The 15,880-nt window shown below is 50.9% G+C and carries 14 protein-coding genes; 11 read left to right on the plus strand and 3 right to left on the minus strand.

Annotated features, from left to right (window positions below):
- Positions 1-56: 56 nt before the first annotated feature.
- Genes IE055_RS14225 through IE055_RS14235 form a run of 3 tightly spaced genes read left to right on the plus strand, consistent with a single transcriptional unit; the run spans position 57 to position 3,120 of the window.
- Positions 57-1,058 (plus strand): GlxA family transcriptional regulator, encoded by a 1,002-nt coding sequence (locus IE055_RS14225; protein WP_189402343.1) that lies wholly within the window; start codon positions 57-59, stop codon positions 1,056-1,058.
- Positions 1,059-1,098: 40 nt separating this feature from the next.
- Positions 1,099-1,893 carry an outer membrane lipoprotein-sorting protein gene (locus tag IE055_RS14230; protein ID WP_189402344.1) on the plus strand — a complete coding sequence of 265 codons (795 nt, stop codon included), beginning with the start codon at positions 1,099-1,101 and terminating at the stop codon, positions 1,891-1,893.
- A gap of 6 nt (positions 1,894-1,899) precedes the next feature.
- On the plus strand, positions 1,900-3,120 hold the full coding sequence (locus tag IE055_RS14235) for a hypothetical protein (protein WP_189402345.1): 1,221 nt from the start codon (positions 1,900-1,902) through the stop codon (positions 3,118-3,120).
- Positions 3,121-3,127: 7 nt separating this feature from the next.
- Here the strand turns inward: IE055_RS14235 and nhaA are convergent, their stop codons facing one another.
- The 3 genes from nhaA to htpX form a co-directional block, all read right to left on the minus strand.
- Positions 3,128-4,324, minus strand: coding sequence for a Na+/H+ antiporter NhaA (nhaA, locus tag IE055_RS14240; protein WP_189402346.1), 1,197 nt, complete (start codon positions 4,322-4,324; stop codon positions 3,128-3,130).
- Between the two features lie 42 nt (positions 4,325-4,366).
- Positions 4,367-5,275 carry a hydrogen peroxide-inducible genes activator gene (locus tag IE055_RS14245; protein WP_189402347.1) on the minus strand — a complete coding sequence of 303 codons (909 nt, stop codon included), beginning with the start codon at positions 5,273-5,275 and terminating at the stop codon, positions 4,367-4,369.
- A gap of 210 nt (positions 5,276-5,485) precedes the next feature.
- Positions 5,486-6,316: a protease HtpX gene (gene htpX, locus IE055_RS14250; protein ID WP_189402348.1), complete on the minus strand. Its 831-nt coding sequence runs from the start codon at positions 6,314-6,316 to the stop codon at positions 5,486-5,488.
- Between the two features lie 122 nt (positions 6,317-6,438).
- Here htpX and IE055_RS14255 point away from each other — a divergent pair, with 122 nt between their 5' ends.
- From IE055_RS14255 to IE055_RS14290, 8 genes are all read left to right on the plus strand, one after another.
- On the plus strand, positions 6,439-6,891 hold the full coding sequence (locus IE055_RS14255) for a tellurite resistance TerB family protein (protein ID WP_189402349.1): 453 nt from the start codon (positions 6,439-6,441) through the stop codon (positions 6,889-6,891).
- A gap of 151 nt (positions 6,892-7,042) precedes the next feature.
- Positions 7,043-7,513, plus strand: coding sequence for a tellurite resistance TerB family protein (locus tag IE055_RS14260; protein ID WP_189402350.1), 471 nt, complete (start codon positions 7,043-7,045; stop codon positions 7,511-7,513).
- A gap of 83 nt (positions 7,514-7,596) precedes the next feature.
- Positions 7,597-8,721, plus strand: coding sequence for a TRAP transporter substrate-binding protein (locus IE055_RS14265; protein ID WP_229794313.1), 1,125 nt, complete (start codon positions 7,597-7,599; stop codon positions 8,719-8,721).
- A gap of 22 nt (positions 8,722-8,743) precedes the next feature.
- Complete coding sequence (locus tag IE055_RS14270) at positions 8,744-9,313, plus strand: TRAP transporter small permease subunit (protein ID WP_189402351.1); 570 nt, start codon at positions 8,744-8,746, stop codon at positions 9,311-9,313.
- Positions 9,314-9,319: 6 nt separating this feature from the next.
- The gene (locus IE055_RS14275) at positions 9,320-10,642 is read left to right on the plus strand and encodes a TRAP transporter large permease (RefSeq protein WP_189402352.1); all 1,323 of its coding nucleotides are present in this window, start codon (positions 9,320-9,322) and stop codon (positions 10,640-10,642) included.
- A 5-nt stretch (positions 10,643-10,647) separates the two neighbouring features.
- Positions 10,648-11,544 (plus strand): alpha/beta hydrolase family protein, encoded by an 897-nt coding sequence (locus tag IE055_RS14280; RefSeq protein ID WP_189402353.1) that lies wholly within the window; start codon positions 10,648-10,650, stop codon positions 11,542-11,544.
- A gap of 151 nt (positions 11,545-11,695) precedes the next feature.
- Positions 11,696-15,166: a transcription-repair coupling factor gene (gene mfd, locus IE055_RS14285; protein WP_189402354.1), complete on the plus strand. Its 3,471-nt coding sequence runs from the start codon at positions 11,696-11,698 to the stop codon at positions 15,164-15,166.
- Positions 15,153-15,866 carry a M48 family metallopeptidase gene (locus IE055_RS14290; protein ID WP_189402355.1) on the plus strand — a complete coding sequence of 238 codons (714 nt, stop codon included), beginning with the start codon at positions 15,153-15,155 and terminating at the stop codon, positions 15,864-15,866. Before mfd ends, IE055_RS14290 begins: the two co-directional genes overlap by 14 nt.
- The last annotated feature ends 14 nt before the right edge of the window (positions 15,867-15,880 follow it).

The raw sequence follows: 15,880 nt of genomic DNA on the forward strand, positions 1-15,880 counted from the left end.
GCCATATTATGGTTGCAAATGGACAGATCACACGAATTATCATCGACATCTAGAACATGCGCATTGCATTTTTAATTACGCCACATATGCTGGCGACCAGTTTGACCAACGCCTATGAGTTGTTTTTTGCTGCGAATCAAACCGCAGCCACACAAACTGACAGCCATAATACAGAAGTTGAATTGGTCAAGGTAGCGACCAACGAAGATCGGATTGAGCTTCCCTCGGGCCTAAGCTTGCAACCCAATCAGGCGCTGGATCAGTCTGTTTTTGACATGGTTTACGTGCCCGCATTGTGGCGCAATCCGCGCCCAATCGTACGTCAGAATCAAGCAATCGTAGACTGGCTACGCTGGCAATATGAGCACGGAGCGATTCTAAACGCGACCGGCACCGGCGTTTGTTTCATAGCGCAAACGGGCTTACTGAATGAGCGTCCGGCCACAACGCACTGGCACCACTTAGAAAAATTCGCCAAAGATTACCCGCTGGTGGAATTAAAACGTCAACATTTTATTACCTCTGCCGGCAGAATTTATTGTGCTGCCAGCATCAACGCGCAAACGGATTTGACCTTGCACCATGTACACCGTTTCTACAGCAAGGCGATATCAGATCATCTGTCACAACACTTTTCGCATGAGGTGCGTCAGCCTTATGATCGTTTGAGTTTTACGCACAAGGAAAACGTCAACCACCCAGACGAAGTCATCTTGCAAGCGCAACTGTGGATGCAAAACCACATGAGCAAAGCCGCGATTTCCATGCGCCGACTCGCTGAGCTTTTCGGTATGAGTCAGCGCAATTTTACCCGCCGATTTCGTAGCGCCACCAATATGACACCGTTACAATACCTGCAACGCGAGCGTTTTAATCAGGCACGTGAACTGTTAAAGAGCAGCAACCTAAGCATCTCGGAGATCGCATTTCGCGTAGGCTACTTGGATGTGAGTTACTTCACGAAACTCTTCAAACAATTCGCCTCAATTACGCCGAAGGAATACCGCACCACCGTCCGCGCAAAGTTGTTTAGCAGCACAGAAAACAATCAAAATTAGTTATAATCCACAAAGGAAACCACACCGCCCTGGAGAGAGCATGATCAAACCACTATCCACCTGTTTACTAGCAATTACCATAAGCCTGTTACCCCTACCCGCCAGCGCTGACCCGGACAGCGAAGCCAAGGGGTTGGCGATCGCCAAAGAAATGAAAGCACGCGATCGCGGCTGGGGAAATTCTCAAAGCCAAATGACGATGACATTGCGCACCAAAGGCGGTGACGAAGTCGTTCGAGAAATGCGAACAAAAGCGCTGGAAGTAACTGGCGATGGTGATAAAGCCCTGACCATCTTTGACACACCGCTGGATGTGAAAGGTACGACCTTTTTGTCGTTCTCACACACCGAAGGCGATGACGACCAGTGGATTTACCTACCCGCAGTTAAGCGCGTCAAGCGTATTGCATCACGCAACAAATCCGGTCCATTTTTGGGCAGTGAGTTTGCGTTTGAAGACCTCTCGTCATTTGAAGTCGAGAAATATCAGTTCGATTTTCAGCGCGAAGAAACCATCAACGGCCTACCTGGCGCGGTGATTGTTATGGACCCGGTGGACAAATATTCGGGGTACACCAAAATTATTGCCTGGGTCGACACAGCGCACTACCGACCACACAAACTGGAATTCTACGACCGTCGCGACACCCTGCTGAAAACCCTGACAATTTCAGACTATAAGCAATACAAAAATAAATACTGGCGCGCCAGCACGCAGGTTATGGTCAACCACAAGACCGGCAAGAGCACGGATATTCTGCTCAAGAACATTGAGTTCGACGTCGGCTTAAGTGATGCTGATTTCAATGAGAATCGCCTCAATCGAGCACGATAAACTCTCATGAAACAATTTACCTTGGCACCACTATTCGGTGCCATCGCCCTAGTCAGCACACAGTTCGCAACCGCACAGGGAAATCAGAGTTTCGATGGCAGTCTCGAACTGGAACAACGTGTATTTACGCACCGGTTAGATGACGCCGGTGATGCCAATCGCGGGCAAACATCCTTGCGACTCCAAATGGAATATTTTCGTGATTGGAACAACGGCTCAGATCAAATCGTGCTGGAACCCTTTGTGCGTATAGACAGTGATGATGAGGCACGCTCACATTTGGATCTGCGTCAGTTCCTGTATTCGAAAATTTACGATAATGCCGAGCTTTCCGTTGGTTTGGGACGCGTTTTCTGGGGCGTCACAGAATCTCAGCACCTGGTGGACATCATCAATCAGACGGACGGCGTAGAGAACATCGACGGCGAAGACAAGCTTGGGCAGCCGATGATTCGGTACACCTATTTTGCCGATTTTGGCACTTTGGAAGCCTTTGCCCTGCCCTATTTTCGGCCGCGCACCCTAGCTGGTAAAGACAGCCGCTTAAACGGCGGACTGATGGTGCGCGATGACGTTGAGCATTACGAGGCCAGCAGCGGCACCTCGCATTTTGACTACGCAGTACGCTACAAAAACACCTTCGGTGATTGGGACCTGGGGCTCTCTTGGTTCGATGGCACCTCACGTGACCCAGACTTACGGCGTTTTGCGAATCCCCTTACCGGCGCCACCGAAGCTTACTACGCGCAGATCACGCAAGTCGGGCTCGACTTACAACTTACCACTGGGGCCTGGCTGTACAAACTTGAAGCCATACAACGTGACTTTGATGATGCCAGTTATGCGTCATACAGTGCCGCAACCGTCGGCACCGAATACACCTTAGTTGGCATTTTAAACTCGGTGTATGACTTAAGCCTGTTAGCCGAATACGCCTGGGATGAGCGCGACGCCCCGCTCGACACTGTGTTTCAAAATGATCTGTTTGTGGGCGCTCGTTTGGCCCTGAACGATATGGCCGACTCGCAGATCCTATTTGGTGTCAGCAATGACCTAGACGAAACCGATTCACGTGCCTGGTTTGTCGAGGGGTCAACGCGAATCGGTACGGCCACTACGCTAAATATTGAAGCGCGGATATTCGATGCAGAGTCTCCATCCGACCCGCTCAGCCGTTTCGATCAACACAGCTTTATTCAGGTCGGCCTAGAGTACTTCTTCGACTAATTGCGCATCAAGCAACCTGTTCTGGTTCTGCGTGTAAGGCTTTACGCAGAACCAGATAGCCGACTAAACCAGAGACAACAGAACCTAACAAAATCCCTAGCCGCTCATCGAATAATAGATTCACACCACTCTCTTCAAATGCGAGAGAGCCGATAAACAGGCTCATAGTAAAGCCGATACCACATAGGGCGCTAACGCCGTAAAGCGACAACCAGTTCATACCCTTAGGGAAGGTGCTGAGACCAAATTTAATCGCGACGGCTGCAAAACCAAAGACACCTATCTGCTTGCCGACAATCAAGCCAAGCGCAACACCGATCGGCACGTCGTGCAGAAACACATCAAGAGAAACACCAGACAAACGCACACCAGCATTGGCAAAGGCAAACACCGGCAACACAAAGAATGCGACCACCGAATGAAGATCGTGTTCAAGACTACGTAATGGCGACTTTTCTGGGTTCTTCGGATCCGTATAGGGGATAAATAAGGCCACGATCACACCTGCCAACGTAGCGTGCACGCCGGATTTCAACAAGGCCACCCAGATAACCAAACCAACCATCATGTACGTACTGCGCGCCGTCACACCGCTGCGATTCAGTATGGCCAATACCGCCACACCTAGCGCGGCAACTGCGAGCGCTAAAAAAGAGATTTTCGACGTGTAAAAAAGCGCAATAATCGCAATTGCCCCGATGTCATCGAAAATCGCCACTGAGGTCAAAAATACCTTCAACGTCACTGGCACACGAGAACCCAGCAGCATCAGCACACCCAACGCGAATGCGATATCTGTTGCGGCTGGAATGGCCCAACCCTTAACCGCTACCGGATCGTTTATATTAAAAAACAGGTAAACTGCTGCGGGCACTACCATACCGCCGACCGCGGCGATGCCCGGTAGGATCACATTGCGTAGCTCGGAGAGTTCGCCGGCGACAATCTCTCGTTTCAATTCCAATCCGACTAAAAAAAAGAAAATCGCCATCAGGCCATCATTGATCCACAACAGCAACGGCTTAGCAATTATCAAGCCGCCGACCTGCACGGATACCGGTGTATCCAACAGCAAATCATAATAGGTGTGAAGCGGTGTATTCGCGATCACAATAGCCAGAACGGCTGTGAACATAAGCAGAATTCCACCAGCGGCTTCCATCCGCAAAAAACGTGCAATCGGAGTTTCCAATCGAGTAAGCATAGTCAGTTAATTAGTACCGTGTTATTTGGTTAAGGTTAAGGGTTATCTACGTCGAGGCGGTCCGAACTCGCGAATCATCTCGGCTAACTTAAGATACTCGTCTGCGCGTGGGGAGTTCTTGCGCCACACCAAAGCAATCCGGCGGCTGACATCTTTATTGGTCGAAATATGCCGAATCTGAGCATCGGTATCGTGTGTAATATTGGCGGTGACCGCCATTTCGGGCAGTAAAGTGATTCCGACACGGTTCACCACCATCTGCACTAAGGTATTTAAACTGGTTGCCTGATAAGGAATTCGCACGCTTTGCGCTTCAAGATTGCAGGCTTTGAGTGATTGGTCGCGTAGACAGTGTCCATCTTCGAGCAACAATATGTCCTGTTGCTTAAGATCCTTCAAATTAATCGATGGCTTTTCGGTCAATAAATGGTTCGCGGGAAGACACAAAACCAATTCATCACAAAAGAGGTGTTCAGTATGGAATTGCCCCGTTTCATACGGCAATGCGAATAACAGAACGTCCAGTTCACCTTTGCCCAGTCGATCCAACAGATTTGGGCTCAGGTCTTCGCGGATGTACAACTTATTACTGCCGTATAACTGCCGCATCGGGCGCAGTATTTTGGGTAGCAGAAATGGCGCGATGGTTGGAATTACACCGAAACGAAGATCGCTGGCAAACGCACCTTGTGCTTGCTTAGCGTGCTCAACAAAGTTGTCTAGCTGATTTAGAATTTCCCTGGCCTCGTCCACCAGAGTAGCCCCAACAGGGGTTAATAGAATCACTGAGCCGCGCTCGAATAACGTAACCCCAAGATTCTGCTCCAATTCGTTGATCGCGGTGCTCAACGCCGATTGCGACACAAAGCACGCCTGCGCAGCATGACCGAAATGGCGATGCTCATCGAGGGCACACAAATACTTTAGTTGTTTTACGGTAGGAAGTTTCATTGAGCTTAGGCACCCAGCACATAATTAGAACAATGCTCGGCAACTATCAATCAAACCTCTTAACAAAGCAATCACAACTCTCGTCAGGATTAGGATTGAGAGTTTACACAGCGACACATGATGACGTTGTGGAGATCGCGAACTGGCCGCCTATGAGCAGCCAGTCGCTTATCGAGCCGAGCATTAATCGCTCATACTCGGCATAGTCGATTAGTTAGCTGTGCGCAATGCCTCAATACGCTCATCCAATGGTGGATGGGTCGAGAACAGGCTTTTCACGCTGTTATTGATCCCGAAAGCGGCTAACTGATCCGGCAGCTGCCCACTTTGACCACGCTTGAGTTTCTCCAACGCGGCGATCATCTTGTGCGCACCAGCGTATTTGGCCCCACCGGCATCCGCGCGATACTCACGTTGTCGACTGAAAAAAGCCACCACAATACTGGCCAGGAATCCAAACACCACCTGCCCCGCCATAAAGCCAAGGAAATAGCCAATACCACGACCATCGCGATCGATCGCCAGAGCCAGCGCGCGTGCCAACAGCAACACAAAGGTATTCACCACACCTTGAATCAGCGCCATCGTGACCATGTCACCATTGGCAACGTGGGCAATTTCATGCCCCATAACAGCTTCAGCTTCTTCGCGCGTCATATTCTGCAAGAGACCGGTACTCACTGCGACCAGCGCGTTATTTTTGCTTGCGCCGGTGGCAAAGGCGTTCATATCTGGCGTATCAAAAATGCCGACTTCCGGCATACCGATACCCGCTTGCTCAGCCTGACGTGCAACAGTGGTTACCAACCACTTTTCAGTTTCGTTGCGAGGCGACTCAATAACGTACACACCCGCTGCGCGTTTGGCGATGGATTTGGACATGAGCAGCGATACGATCGAGCCACCAAAACCGGCTACCAGCGCGATCACCAAAAACTGGCCATCCTGAGTACGGTACTCAGCGGGTAAAAATTGAATAATAATACCGGCCACAATCATGATTGCAGCGTTGGTAGCAAGAAAATAAAAGATACGTCTCACAATTGCGTTCCTCTGTGCTAAACAATGCCTATAATATGAGTCCGAAAGTAGAGCTATTCAAGTCTTTAGTATGACAATTATGTTATGCATGACAACGATAATAAAAACCACAGGAAAAGCGCGTGCTGAAGTCTCTTAAAAAGTTGATCAAACGACCGCAACATCGCTCAGAAGACAGAGAGTTAGAACTTAAATTAGCAGCAGCAACACTTATGTTCGAAGTGGTGCGTTCCGATGGCCGTGTCGATGACGTCGAACTCATCTACATGGAAGAAATATTACGTCGAGAGTTTAACCTGGACGACGAAGAATTGAGTGAACTGTTTAAACAGGCCAAAAGTACCGCGCACGAAGCAACCAGTCTGCATAACTTCACACGTGAGATCTGTGACAACTGGGGCAACGCCAAGCGCGCAAAATTACTCGAGTACCTATGGACACTGGCCCTGGCGGACGACCAGATAGACCCGCACGAGCGCCACTTGGTGCGCAAGGTAGCTGGCTTGCTGCATTTAAACGAAAAACAAATCATTCAGAGTCGCGAACGCGCGAAGCGGCAGCTCGGGATCGATTAGCGTAGCAACTCAAGCCACCCGATCGGGGCCATCTAAACCTTCGTTTATTCCACCTAGTAAACGTTCGTCGTAATCTATTTAACGTATTTTTCGGTGTGTCGCACAACGCTACACTTCGTGGTGAATTATTCTCCTACACAAGAGGTTCACCATGACAACACTGGAAGCAGTCACCACACAAATAAAGCGTTCACTGGCGGTATCCTGTAATCTGGACATCCAGACCGCAGCGGTAACACTGATGCTCAAGGTAATCGAAGCCGATGGTCACATTGATGAATTGGAGTTGGCGAGCCTGGTCACGATCCTACGCACAAAATTCGGACTCGATGCCAACGAAATTCACACGCTATTGGCGCGAGCCAGACGCATGAGCCAGCGAGCTAAATCGCTGCGTGCTTTAGCCTATTCGCTCAGCGTCAAAATATCAGAACAAGATCGAATTCGAATTTTTGAATACTTCTGGCAACTGGCCGCCGCGGATCGACGAATTGATGACGACGAACGGGTGATGATTAACACCATCGCATCCGGTTTTGAGATCGCCCCAGCGGAGCTAGCACGAGCACAATCCAATGCGGAACTCACGTTGGCAAACCTACGAGACAATGCCGCCAACTAGAATTAGTTTGCGACTCCCTAGAATTAAACACCGCCTAGTCATACAATACGGGTCGTTCCCAAAAACCAACCCAGGAAGGACCTATGAATCGCGCCATTTCGATTACTCGCGCCTCGTGGTTGTTATCGGTCGTGCTTATGATGACACTCGCGGGCTGCTCTCAGTCAGACTCAACGCCATCAGCAGCGACACATTCGGATACAGCGATCGCGCCGCAAACCATCGAACTCACACTCGCGCATGGCTGGCCGAAAGGTTTTCCCGTGTTTGGGGAATCGGTCGACAAATACAAAGAATTGGTTGAGTCGATGTCAAACGGCCAGATCCAGATCCGGGTCGACTCTACCAATAAACACAAATCTGCCTTCGGCATTTTCGACTTCGTCAAGAGCGGTCAGTATGACATCGGGCAATCCGCTTCGTACTACTACGGTGGCAAGGATCCAGACACCTTATTCTTCTCTTCGATGCCGTTTGATATGACTGAGAAAGAGCAGAAGGCCTGGTTTTATGAAGGTGGCGGCTTGGAACTCGCCAATGAAGTGTATGCCAGACATAATATGGAAGTCATGCTCGGCGGCAGCACGGACATGCAAATGGGTGGTTGGTTTCGCAAAGAAATCAGCACAGTGGAGGACCTGAAGGGTCTCAAAATGCGTATTCCAGGCTTCGGTGGCAAAGTAATCGCCGGCGTTGGTGCAGTCCCAACTAATATCCCAGCTGGCGAGCTCTACCAAGCGTTGGAGCGTGGTACGATTGACGCATTGGAATGGGTTGGCCCAGGGCTTGATCTGCGCATGGGCTTTCACAAGGTGGCTCCCTACTATTACACCGGCTGGCACGAACCCGGTACCGAGTTGATGTACTTCTTTAACCTCGACACCATGAAAAAACTGCCTGAGTGGGCCAAATCGATTCTGCGTAATGCGGCCAAGTTAACCGCCTACAACATGTCGACAGCAAGCTTTGCAGCAAACTCTGATAACTGGGATACGATTTCCTCGCAATTTCCGAATGTTCAAGTCAAGAGTTTTCCTCCGGAAGTAATCGCCGCACTCAAAGCCTCCAACCAGCAACTCCTGGAGCAGGAGCGGCAGCGTAGCGATTTTGCTCGACGCGTGATCCAATCACGCGCTGAGTATTTACGTAAAGCGCGAGCATGGACTGACGTTGGCGAGTACGCTTACCTCAAGACGATTGCAAATTAATGTCTAACCGGACTAACTAATAATGCTGCAGAGCACAGTGGATGGAATCCACAAACTAATGCAATGGCTTGGCGCATTGGCAGCCGTGCTGCTCATCGCGCTGGTTTTCTTGTTAGCGTTCAATGTGATCATGCGCTATGCCTTTAACGCGTCATCAATCGGTCTGGAAGAATTGTCATGGCATTTTTATGCGGCGGTGTTCCTACTGGGTATACCGTATGCCCTGCAAACAGGTTCGCATGTGCGAGTCGACTTGATTCACGACCGCCTGTCAGTACGGAATAAAGCCATTATCGATCTGGTCGGCACCTTGGTTTTCTTGATACCGACTTGCCTGATCGTGATCTGGACCGGTTGGCAGTTCACCGCCGCAGCCTACGGCCTCGGGCACCAGCCAGGAAGTTTAGCCGAGTTTTTCACTCAAATAACAAGCACGGGCATTGGCGAAAAGTCACAGGATCCTGGCGGTTTGTTGAATCGCTGGATCATCAAAGGCGTAATTCCATTTGCATTTTTCTGTCTACTATTGGCCGCAATAGCTATGTTGTTGGAATCCATCTTGCGCCTAAAACACGCACTCAAAGAGGTTTAATCGGCCATGCATGGCATAACCATATTTATAGTTGCGCTGTTGTTTTTGTTATTTGGCTACCCGGTCGCATTTACCTTTGCAGGCATCGGTATTGCCTTTGTCGTGCTTTTCGCCGACGCCAATCAGTTGGCCCAGATACCCTACCGAATTTACGCCAATATGGGCGACAACGGTGAGGGGTTGGTGCTGATGGCAGTACCCCTGTTTATCTTCATGGGCATTATTCTGCAGCGAACTAAGTTAGCCGAGCAACTGTTGGAGTCGATGGGGCAATTGTTCGGCGCAGTGCGCGGCGGGCTCGCGATTTCAACTGTGTTGGTTGGAGCCTTACTCGCCGCATCTACTGGTGTCGTCGGCGCCAGCGTGGTGGCGATGGGCTTGATTTCATTGCCGGTGATGATGCGTTATGGCTATAAAACCGAGTTAGCCACCGGGACCATTGCAGCCTCTGGCACCTTAGGGCAAATTATTCCGCCATCAATTGTACTTATCATTCTGGCGGATGTGCTCAGTGTGCCGGTTGGCGACCTATTCAAAGCGGCGCTGATTCCGGGCCTGGTACTGATCGGCTGCTACATTCTATACATTCTGGTTTATTGCCGCATCAAACCAGATGCAGCGCCGGTTATCGATAACGCCCAGTCGTCTCAATCTCGCCGTCAGATTATTGCCACTGCCCTTCTTGCCGTGATACCGCCGTTGGCCCTGATCCTGATTGTCTTGGGATCCATCTTCAACGCGGTGGCAACCCCGACCGAGTCATCAGCCTTGGGTTGTGTCGGCGCGATCCTGCTGGCTATCCTGTATGGTAAGTTCTCGTTGCGCATGCTGTGGGAAAGTGCTCACGAAACAGTAAAAATCACTGCGATGGTGTTTGCCGTGTTACTTGGCGCATCCATCTTCTCTATGGGTTTTTCCTACACCGGCGGTGAACACCAAGTTGAACAATTGTTGTTGTCGATTCCGGGAGAAAAATGGGGTTTCCTGATCGCCGTGATGTTACTGATTACACTGCTGGGATTCTTTCTAGACTACATCGAAATATCGTACATCGTATTGCCGTTGGTGTATGCCGTGGTGCTGGAGCTCGGGATAAATCAAGTATGGTTTGCAATTCTAGTGGCAATGAATTTACAGACATCGTTTCTTACACCGCCGTTCGGGTTCGCATTGTTCTATCTTAAAGGTGTGGCACCAAATAACGTTCAAACCGCACAGATCTATCGTGGTGCGATCCCATTTATTCTCATTCAATTACTCATTCTTGCCACTATGCTCGTGTTTCCCCACTGGTATGGAATGAGTGCTGAGCAACCCAGCTTGTGGTAGCGATTATGCCTCCGTCGATCAATACCATCGCGTTTGTCGCCGATGATGGTATCTCCAATCAACTCCGGGTAGCCGAAACGCAGTCGCCTTCAAACACGGTCATCCTACTGCTTCCGGCTATGGGAACCCAGGCTATCAAGTACGATGCCTTGATTACTCGTTTGGCGGCAAATGGCGTGCATGCTGCGAGTATTGATTTGCGTGGCCATGGGGCAAGCGGAATACGCGCTAGTCGAGGCACCGATTTTTCCTACACTCACCTGGTCAATCTGGACTTAAAAGCGGCGCTCGACACGCTACGTGCAGTATTCCCAACGCCCAAAATAATTTTGAGTGGCCATAGTCTTGGCGGGCAGATCGCAGCCCTCTATTTAGCACGCCATGAGCATCACGACGTTTGCGCTTTAAACTTGCTAGCCTCCGGCACCGTCGACTATCGAGGCTGGCGCGGCACGCGCAAGGTCGGCATCCTATTTTTCACCCAATTTGCGTACCTTATTAGCAAAGTGGTCGGGCATTTTCCTGGCCGTCGAGTGGGCTTTGCGGCGCGTGAAGCCCGCGGTGTCATGCGAGACTGGGCGTTCAATGCACGCCATGGTCGCTACGAATTAGCACATGACGAATTCGACTACGAAACAGGGTTAGCTCGCGTCGTCTCACCTGTTCTGGCCATCAATTTTGCGGATGATTCGTTTGCACCTGTGTTCGCAACGGCACGCTTAGTCGCCAAATTCTCACCCGAAGTTCATACTGAATACCAGCTCTTCAGCGCTGGTGACCTGGGCACTCAGCAAGCAGGACATTTCACTTTCTTGCGCCACCATGAGCTAGTTGCAACACGAATTGCTAACTGGGCCAAAGCGCTGCCCGACAGGCATGACAAACACCACGCTGCTGAATAAAACTGATGCGCCAGTGGTTTACCACACAAAGACTCCAAAGGCAGACAGTACTTGGTAATACCAATTCCCCCAGTTGACGTAATTCTCACAATGAGCGTGGCCGCCGGATGGTAGAATCATCGCTGTTTTTTTGACGTAGACGAGAACACCAGTGCAGTCGCCTAATCAACCCAGCATCCCAGCAAAATCCGGTGAAGTTCTTCACTGGCGCAAACTCCACGGTAGCGCATCCAGCCTTGCAGTCTCTTCGCTGGTGCAACAAGGTAAATTTGTCGTGTATGTCTGCTCAGAAGCACAGCATATTACGCCCATCGAAACCGAGCTCGGGTTCTTTCTGGGTGCTAAAGACACCGTGTTCACGTTTCCAGACTGGGAGTGCCTGCCCTACGATCGTGTCTCGCCGCATCCAGACATTATTTCACGGCGTCTACTCGCGCTGCACCGCTTGCCTGAACTCAGGTCCGGTGTACTGGTGGTGCCATTGACCGCACTCATGCAGCGACTCTCTCCGCGTAGCTACATTGACGGGCATACTTTTCAGCTAGAGATTGGCGATGAACTTGATACCGAGGTGTTTCGCAAACGCCTTATCGACGCCGGTTACTACAGTGTCGACCAGGTAATGGCGCCCGGCGAATTTGCCATACGGGGCGGTATCGTTGACGTGTTTCCTTCAGGGGTAGAATCTCCGTTTCGACTTGACCTCTTCGATACGACAATTGAGTCGATTAAACTGTTTGATACCGAATCACAACGGTCCACCGACTCGCTCGACCGGATACAACTATTGCCGGCCCGCGAGTTCCCACTCGATGAAGCCAGCATAGCGCTATTTCGCCAAGCGTTTCGCGCTACCGTAGACGGTGATCCGAAACAATCGATCATCTACCGCGAGGTTAGCAAGGGTCTGGCTCCGACTGGCTCCGAATTTTATCTGCCGCTGTTTTTTGAACATACCGATACTTTATTTGACTACCTGCCGCCAGACACCACGTTCGTGCTAGAAGAAGGTGTGATGGAGAACGCCGAGACACTGCAATCTGAGATAGTTGAACGGCACGCCAATGCCAAGCTCAATCCCGAGTGGCCGCCACTGGACCCGGCTACCCTATTTTTGGCACCGGACGAGATCTACGCTGGCCTCAAAGCTTATCCGCGCGCGCAGTTGCTCAACCTCAACCTGAAAGACGTCAAGCATATTGTCGACTATGACACGCAGGCGCCAGCACAGTTTAAAATTAACCCGCGTGGCGAGCACCCGTACGATGACTTTATTCGTCACGTCAAGGCCCCCGGACATCGCACACTATTGATTGCCGAGTCAGCGGGACGCCGCGAAAGCCTGTTGGGCTTACTCAAAGAAAACGGCCTGCATTGCATCACCGTCGACGGATGGGCACAGTTTCTTGAAGTTGAAGACACCGTGTGTCTTACCGTTTCCGCCATTGATCGAGGACTTAAGCTCGACGCGCAGAATACAGAAATAATTACTGAGTCCCAACTGTACGGCGAGCGGACCTTCCAACGACGCCGACGCTCAGATAAAAATCGTGATCCTGATGCCATTATCAAGTCGCTAGCCGAACTCAATATTGGCGACCCTGTGGTACACGAAGATCATGGAGTTGGTCGCTATCGAGGATTGGAAACTCTGAATTTGGATGGCGATGACAATGAATTTGCCACCATTGAGTACCAGGGTGGCGATAAAATCTACATTCCGGTGTTATCGCTCGATTTGGTCTCGCGCTATGTTGGCGGCGGACCAGAAACGGCCCCACTACACAAAATGGGTAGTGATGCCTGGGTCAAGCTGCGCAATAAAGCGAAGGAAAAAGCGTATGACGTGGCGGCTGAATTACTGGAAGTACAAGCGTTGCGATTGGCTCGCGTTGGCCATGCTTTTCCACCAATTGACCATTCCTATGACGCTTTCGCGGCAGGGTTTGGCTTTGAAGAAACCCCAGATCAAGAACAGGTGATCGCTGATGTCATCAGCGATATGACTTCGGCAAAGCCGATGGACCGTCTCGTTTGCGGTGACGTCGGCTTTGGTAAAACCGAAATTGCATTGCGCGCAGCGTACATGGCGATCGCAGGTGGAAAACAGGTGGTGGTGCTCGTCCCAACCACGTTACTAGCACAACAGCACTACAATAGTTTTGCCGATCGTTTTGCAGACTGGCCAGTAAATGTGGAACTCTTTTCACGTTTTCGCACCGCCAAAGAAACCGCACGCGGTATTGAAGGCATCAAAAACGGCACGGTCGACATTGCCGTTGGCACCCATAAATTGATTCAAAAAGGGATCGAATTCAAGGACTTAGGGTTGATGATTATTGATGAAGAACATCGATTTGGTGTTCGACAAAAAGAACAACTCAAAAAGCTTCGCAGCCAAGTAGACATTCTGACACTCACCGCGACACCAATACCTCGCACCTTGAATTTTGCCTTAAGTGGTCTACGGGATATCTCGGTAATCGCGACGCCGCCCCGAGCACGTATGTCAGTCAAAACCTTTGTACGAGAATGGGATGACGCATTATTGAAGGAGGCACTAACCCGTGAGCTGCGCCGAGGCGGTCAGGTCTATTTTTTACATAACGAGGTCCAGACTATCGAGAAGATGCAACAACGTATCTTGGACTTGGTGCCCGACGCGCGGATCCGTATTGGTCACGGACAAATGCCAGAGCGCGAGTTAGAGACCGTAATGCGCGACTTCTACCACCAACGCTTTAATATTCTGTTGTGCACGACGATTGTCGAAAGCGGGATCGATGTCCCAACGGCTAATACCATTGTCATCAATCGCGCAGATCGTTTCGGACTTGCGCAGTTGCATCAGCTACGTGGCCGCGTTGGCCGCTCTCACCACCAGGCCTACGCCTACATGGTTGCGCCGCCACTGAATTCTATGACCGACGATGCCCGTAAACGACTCACCGCAATCGAAAGTCTAGATACATTAGGTGCCGGTTTTGCTCTCGCCTCACAAGACCTTGAAATACGTGGTGCCGGTGAATTGCTCGGCGAGTCGCAAAGCGGCACCATCGACCAGATCGGCTACAGTATGTACAGTAGCTTTCTGGAGCAAGCGATTGCGACGATTCAGCGCAAGCGCAAACAGAAACGTGGTGAGGCCGTGGAACCACTCGACGTGCAAGAAAAAGTCGAGATCAATCTGCATATTCCCGCGCGCTTCCCGGATGCCTACTTACCCGACGTGCACATGCGTTTAACAATGTACAAACGCATCGCCAGTGCTGCGGACCGCGAACAGTTGGACGAACTTCAAGTCGAGACCATTGATCGATTCGGCCTATTGCCAGATGCGGCCAAAAACCTATTTGCTATCGCCGCGCTTAAGCTGCAAGCCGCGCGCTGTGATGTGGCATCGATTGAGGTTGGCCCATCGGGTGGTGTGGTCAAGTTTGTCAGCGACCCGGATATCAATGTAGAACAGTTAATGCGCACCATAGCCGCTAACCCAGATGCGTATCGCTTTAATGGGCCGGAGTCTGTGCGTTTACTGACGCCAAGTTCCGAACCAGAGCAGCGAATCAAGCTGGTCCAGACATTCCTTGAGCACATACAAAACCAGTATGAAGACCACTGATATCCTCATCGACGACTTGACCGTTACCATCATTCGGTCAGCTCGACGACGCCGGCTGACGTTGGAGGTTCACCCAAAAGGGATTCGCGCCCGCGCGCCAAGTCGCATGCCCGTTCGTGATATTGTTGATTTCGTGACACTGAAGCGCGAATGGTTACACAAGGCTTTACGCGCGCTCCCAGAGCGACCAGCTGATGCACCGTTCGCGGATGGTGCCACGATCCTGCTCAACGGTGGGCTGGTGAAGGTTCGTTTTCGGATCGGTCAGCGAGGAGGAATTCAGCTCAGCGATAACACACTGCTGATCCCGGTGTTGCAAAGCCATCTTCCGATTGTTGAGTCGGCTAGAAACAAGCTCGTCAAATGGTTAAAACAACATGCGGCGCTGGCGATTGAGCAGCGTGTCGCGCATTATGCCGCCCAAATGTCGGTGCAGCGCACACCGTGCCACACGATCAAGGTGCGGGATTACAAACGTCGTTGGGGAAGCTGTGATACCAACGGAAATTTGGCCTTTAACTGGCGCATCATTATGGCGCCGCCCGCCACGTTAGACTACGTTGTTGTACACGAATTAGCGCACTGCTTCGAATTTAATCACTCGCGCCGATTCTGGCAGATTGTGGAAGAAATTGTCCCAGACCGTCGCGCGCATCAAGCTTGGCTGGACTCGCATGGCTATCAAATGTACACGGTTTGAAGCGCTCGCCACCT

This window comes from Arenicella chitinivorans (assembly GCF_014651515.1).
Taxonomy (GTDB): Bacteria; Pseudomonadota; Gammaproteobacteria; order Arenicellales; family Arenicellaceae; genus Arenicella; species Arenicella chitinivorans.

What these genes read in the sequence shown, in the direction of transcription:
- IE055_RS14225 (WP_189402343.1), top strand. Translation starts at nt 57, where the DNA reads ATGCGCATTGCATTTTTAATTACGCCACATATGCTGGCGACCAGTTTG.
- IE055_RS14230 (WP_189402344.1), top strand. Translation starts at nt 1,099, where the DNA reads ATGATCAAACCACTATCCACCTGTTTACTAGCAATTACCATAAGCCTG.
- IE055_RS14235 (WP_189402345.1), top strand. Translation starts at nt 1,900, where the DNA reads ATGAAACAATTTACCTTGGCACCACTATTCGGTGCCATCGCCCTAGTC.
- nhaA (WP_189402346.1), bottom strand. Translation starts at nt 4,324, where the DNA reads ATGCTTACTCGATTGGAAACTCCGATTGCACGTTTTTTGCGGATGGAA.
- IE055_RS14245 (WP_189402347.1), bottom strand. Translation starts at nt 5,275, where the DNA reads ATGAAACTTCCTACCGTAAAACAACTAAAGTATTTGTGTGCCCTCGAT.
- IE055_RS14260 (WP_189402350.1), top strand. Translation starts at nt 7,043, where the DNA reads ATGACAACACTGGAAGCAGTCACCACACAAATAAAGCGTTCACTGGCG.
- IE055_RS14265 (WP_229794313.1), top strand. Translation starts at nt 7,597, where the DNA reads ATGAATCGCGCCATTTCGATTACTCGCGCCTCGTGGTTGTTATCGGTC.
- IE055_RS14270 (WP_189402351.1), top strand. Translation starts at nt 8,744, where the DNA reads ATGCTGCAGAGCACAGTGGATGGAATCCACAAACTAATGCAATGGCTT.
- IE055_RS14275 (WP_189402352.1), top strand. Translation starts at nt 9,320, where the DNA reads ATGCATGGCATAACCATATTTATAGTTGCGCTGTTGTTTTTGTTATTT.
- IE055_RS14280 (WP_189402353.1), top strand. Translation starts at nt 10,648, where the DNA reads ATGCCTCCGTCGATCAATACCATCGCGTTTGTCGCCGATGATGGTATC.
- IE055_RS14290 (WP_189402355.1), top strand. Translation starts at nt 15,153, where the DNA reads ATGAAGACCACTGATATCCTCATCGACGACTTGACCGTTACCATCATT.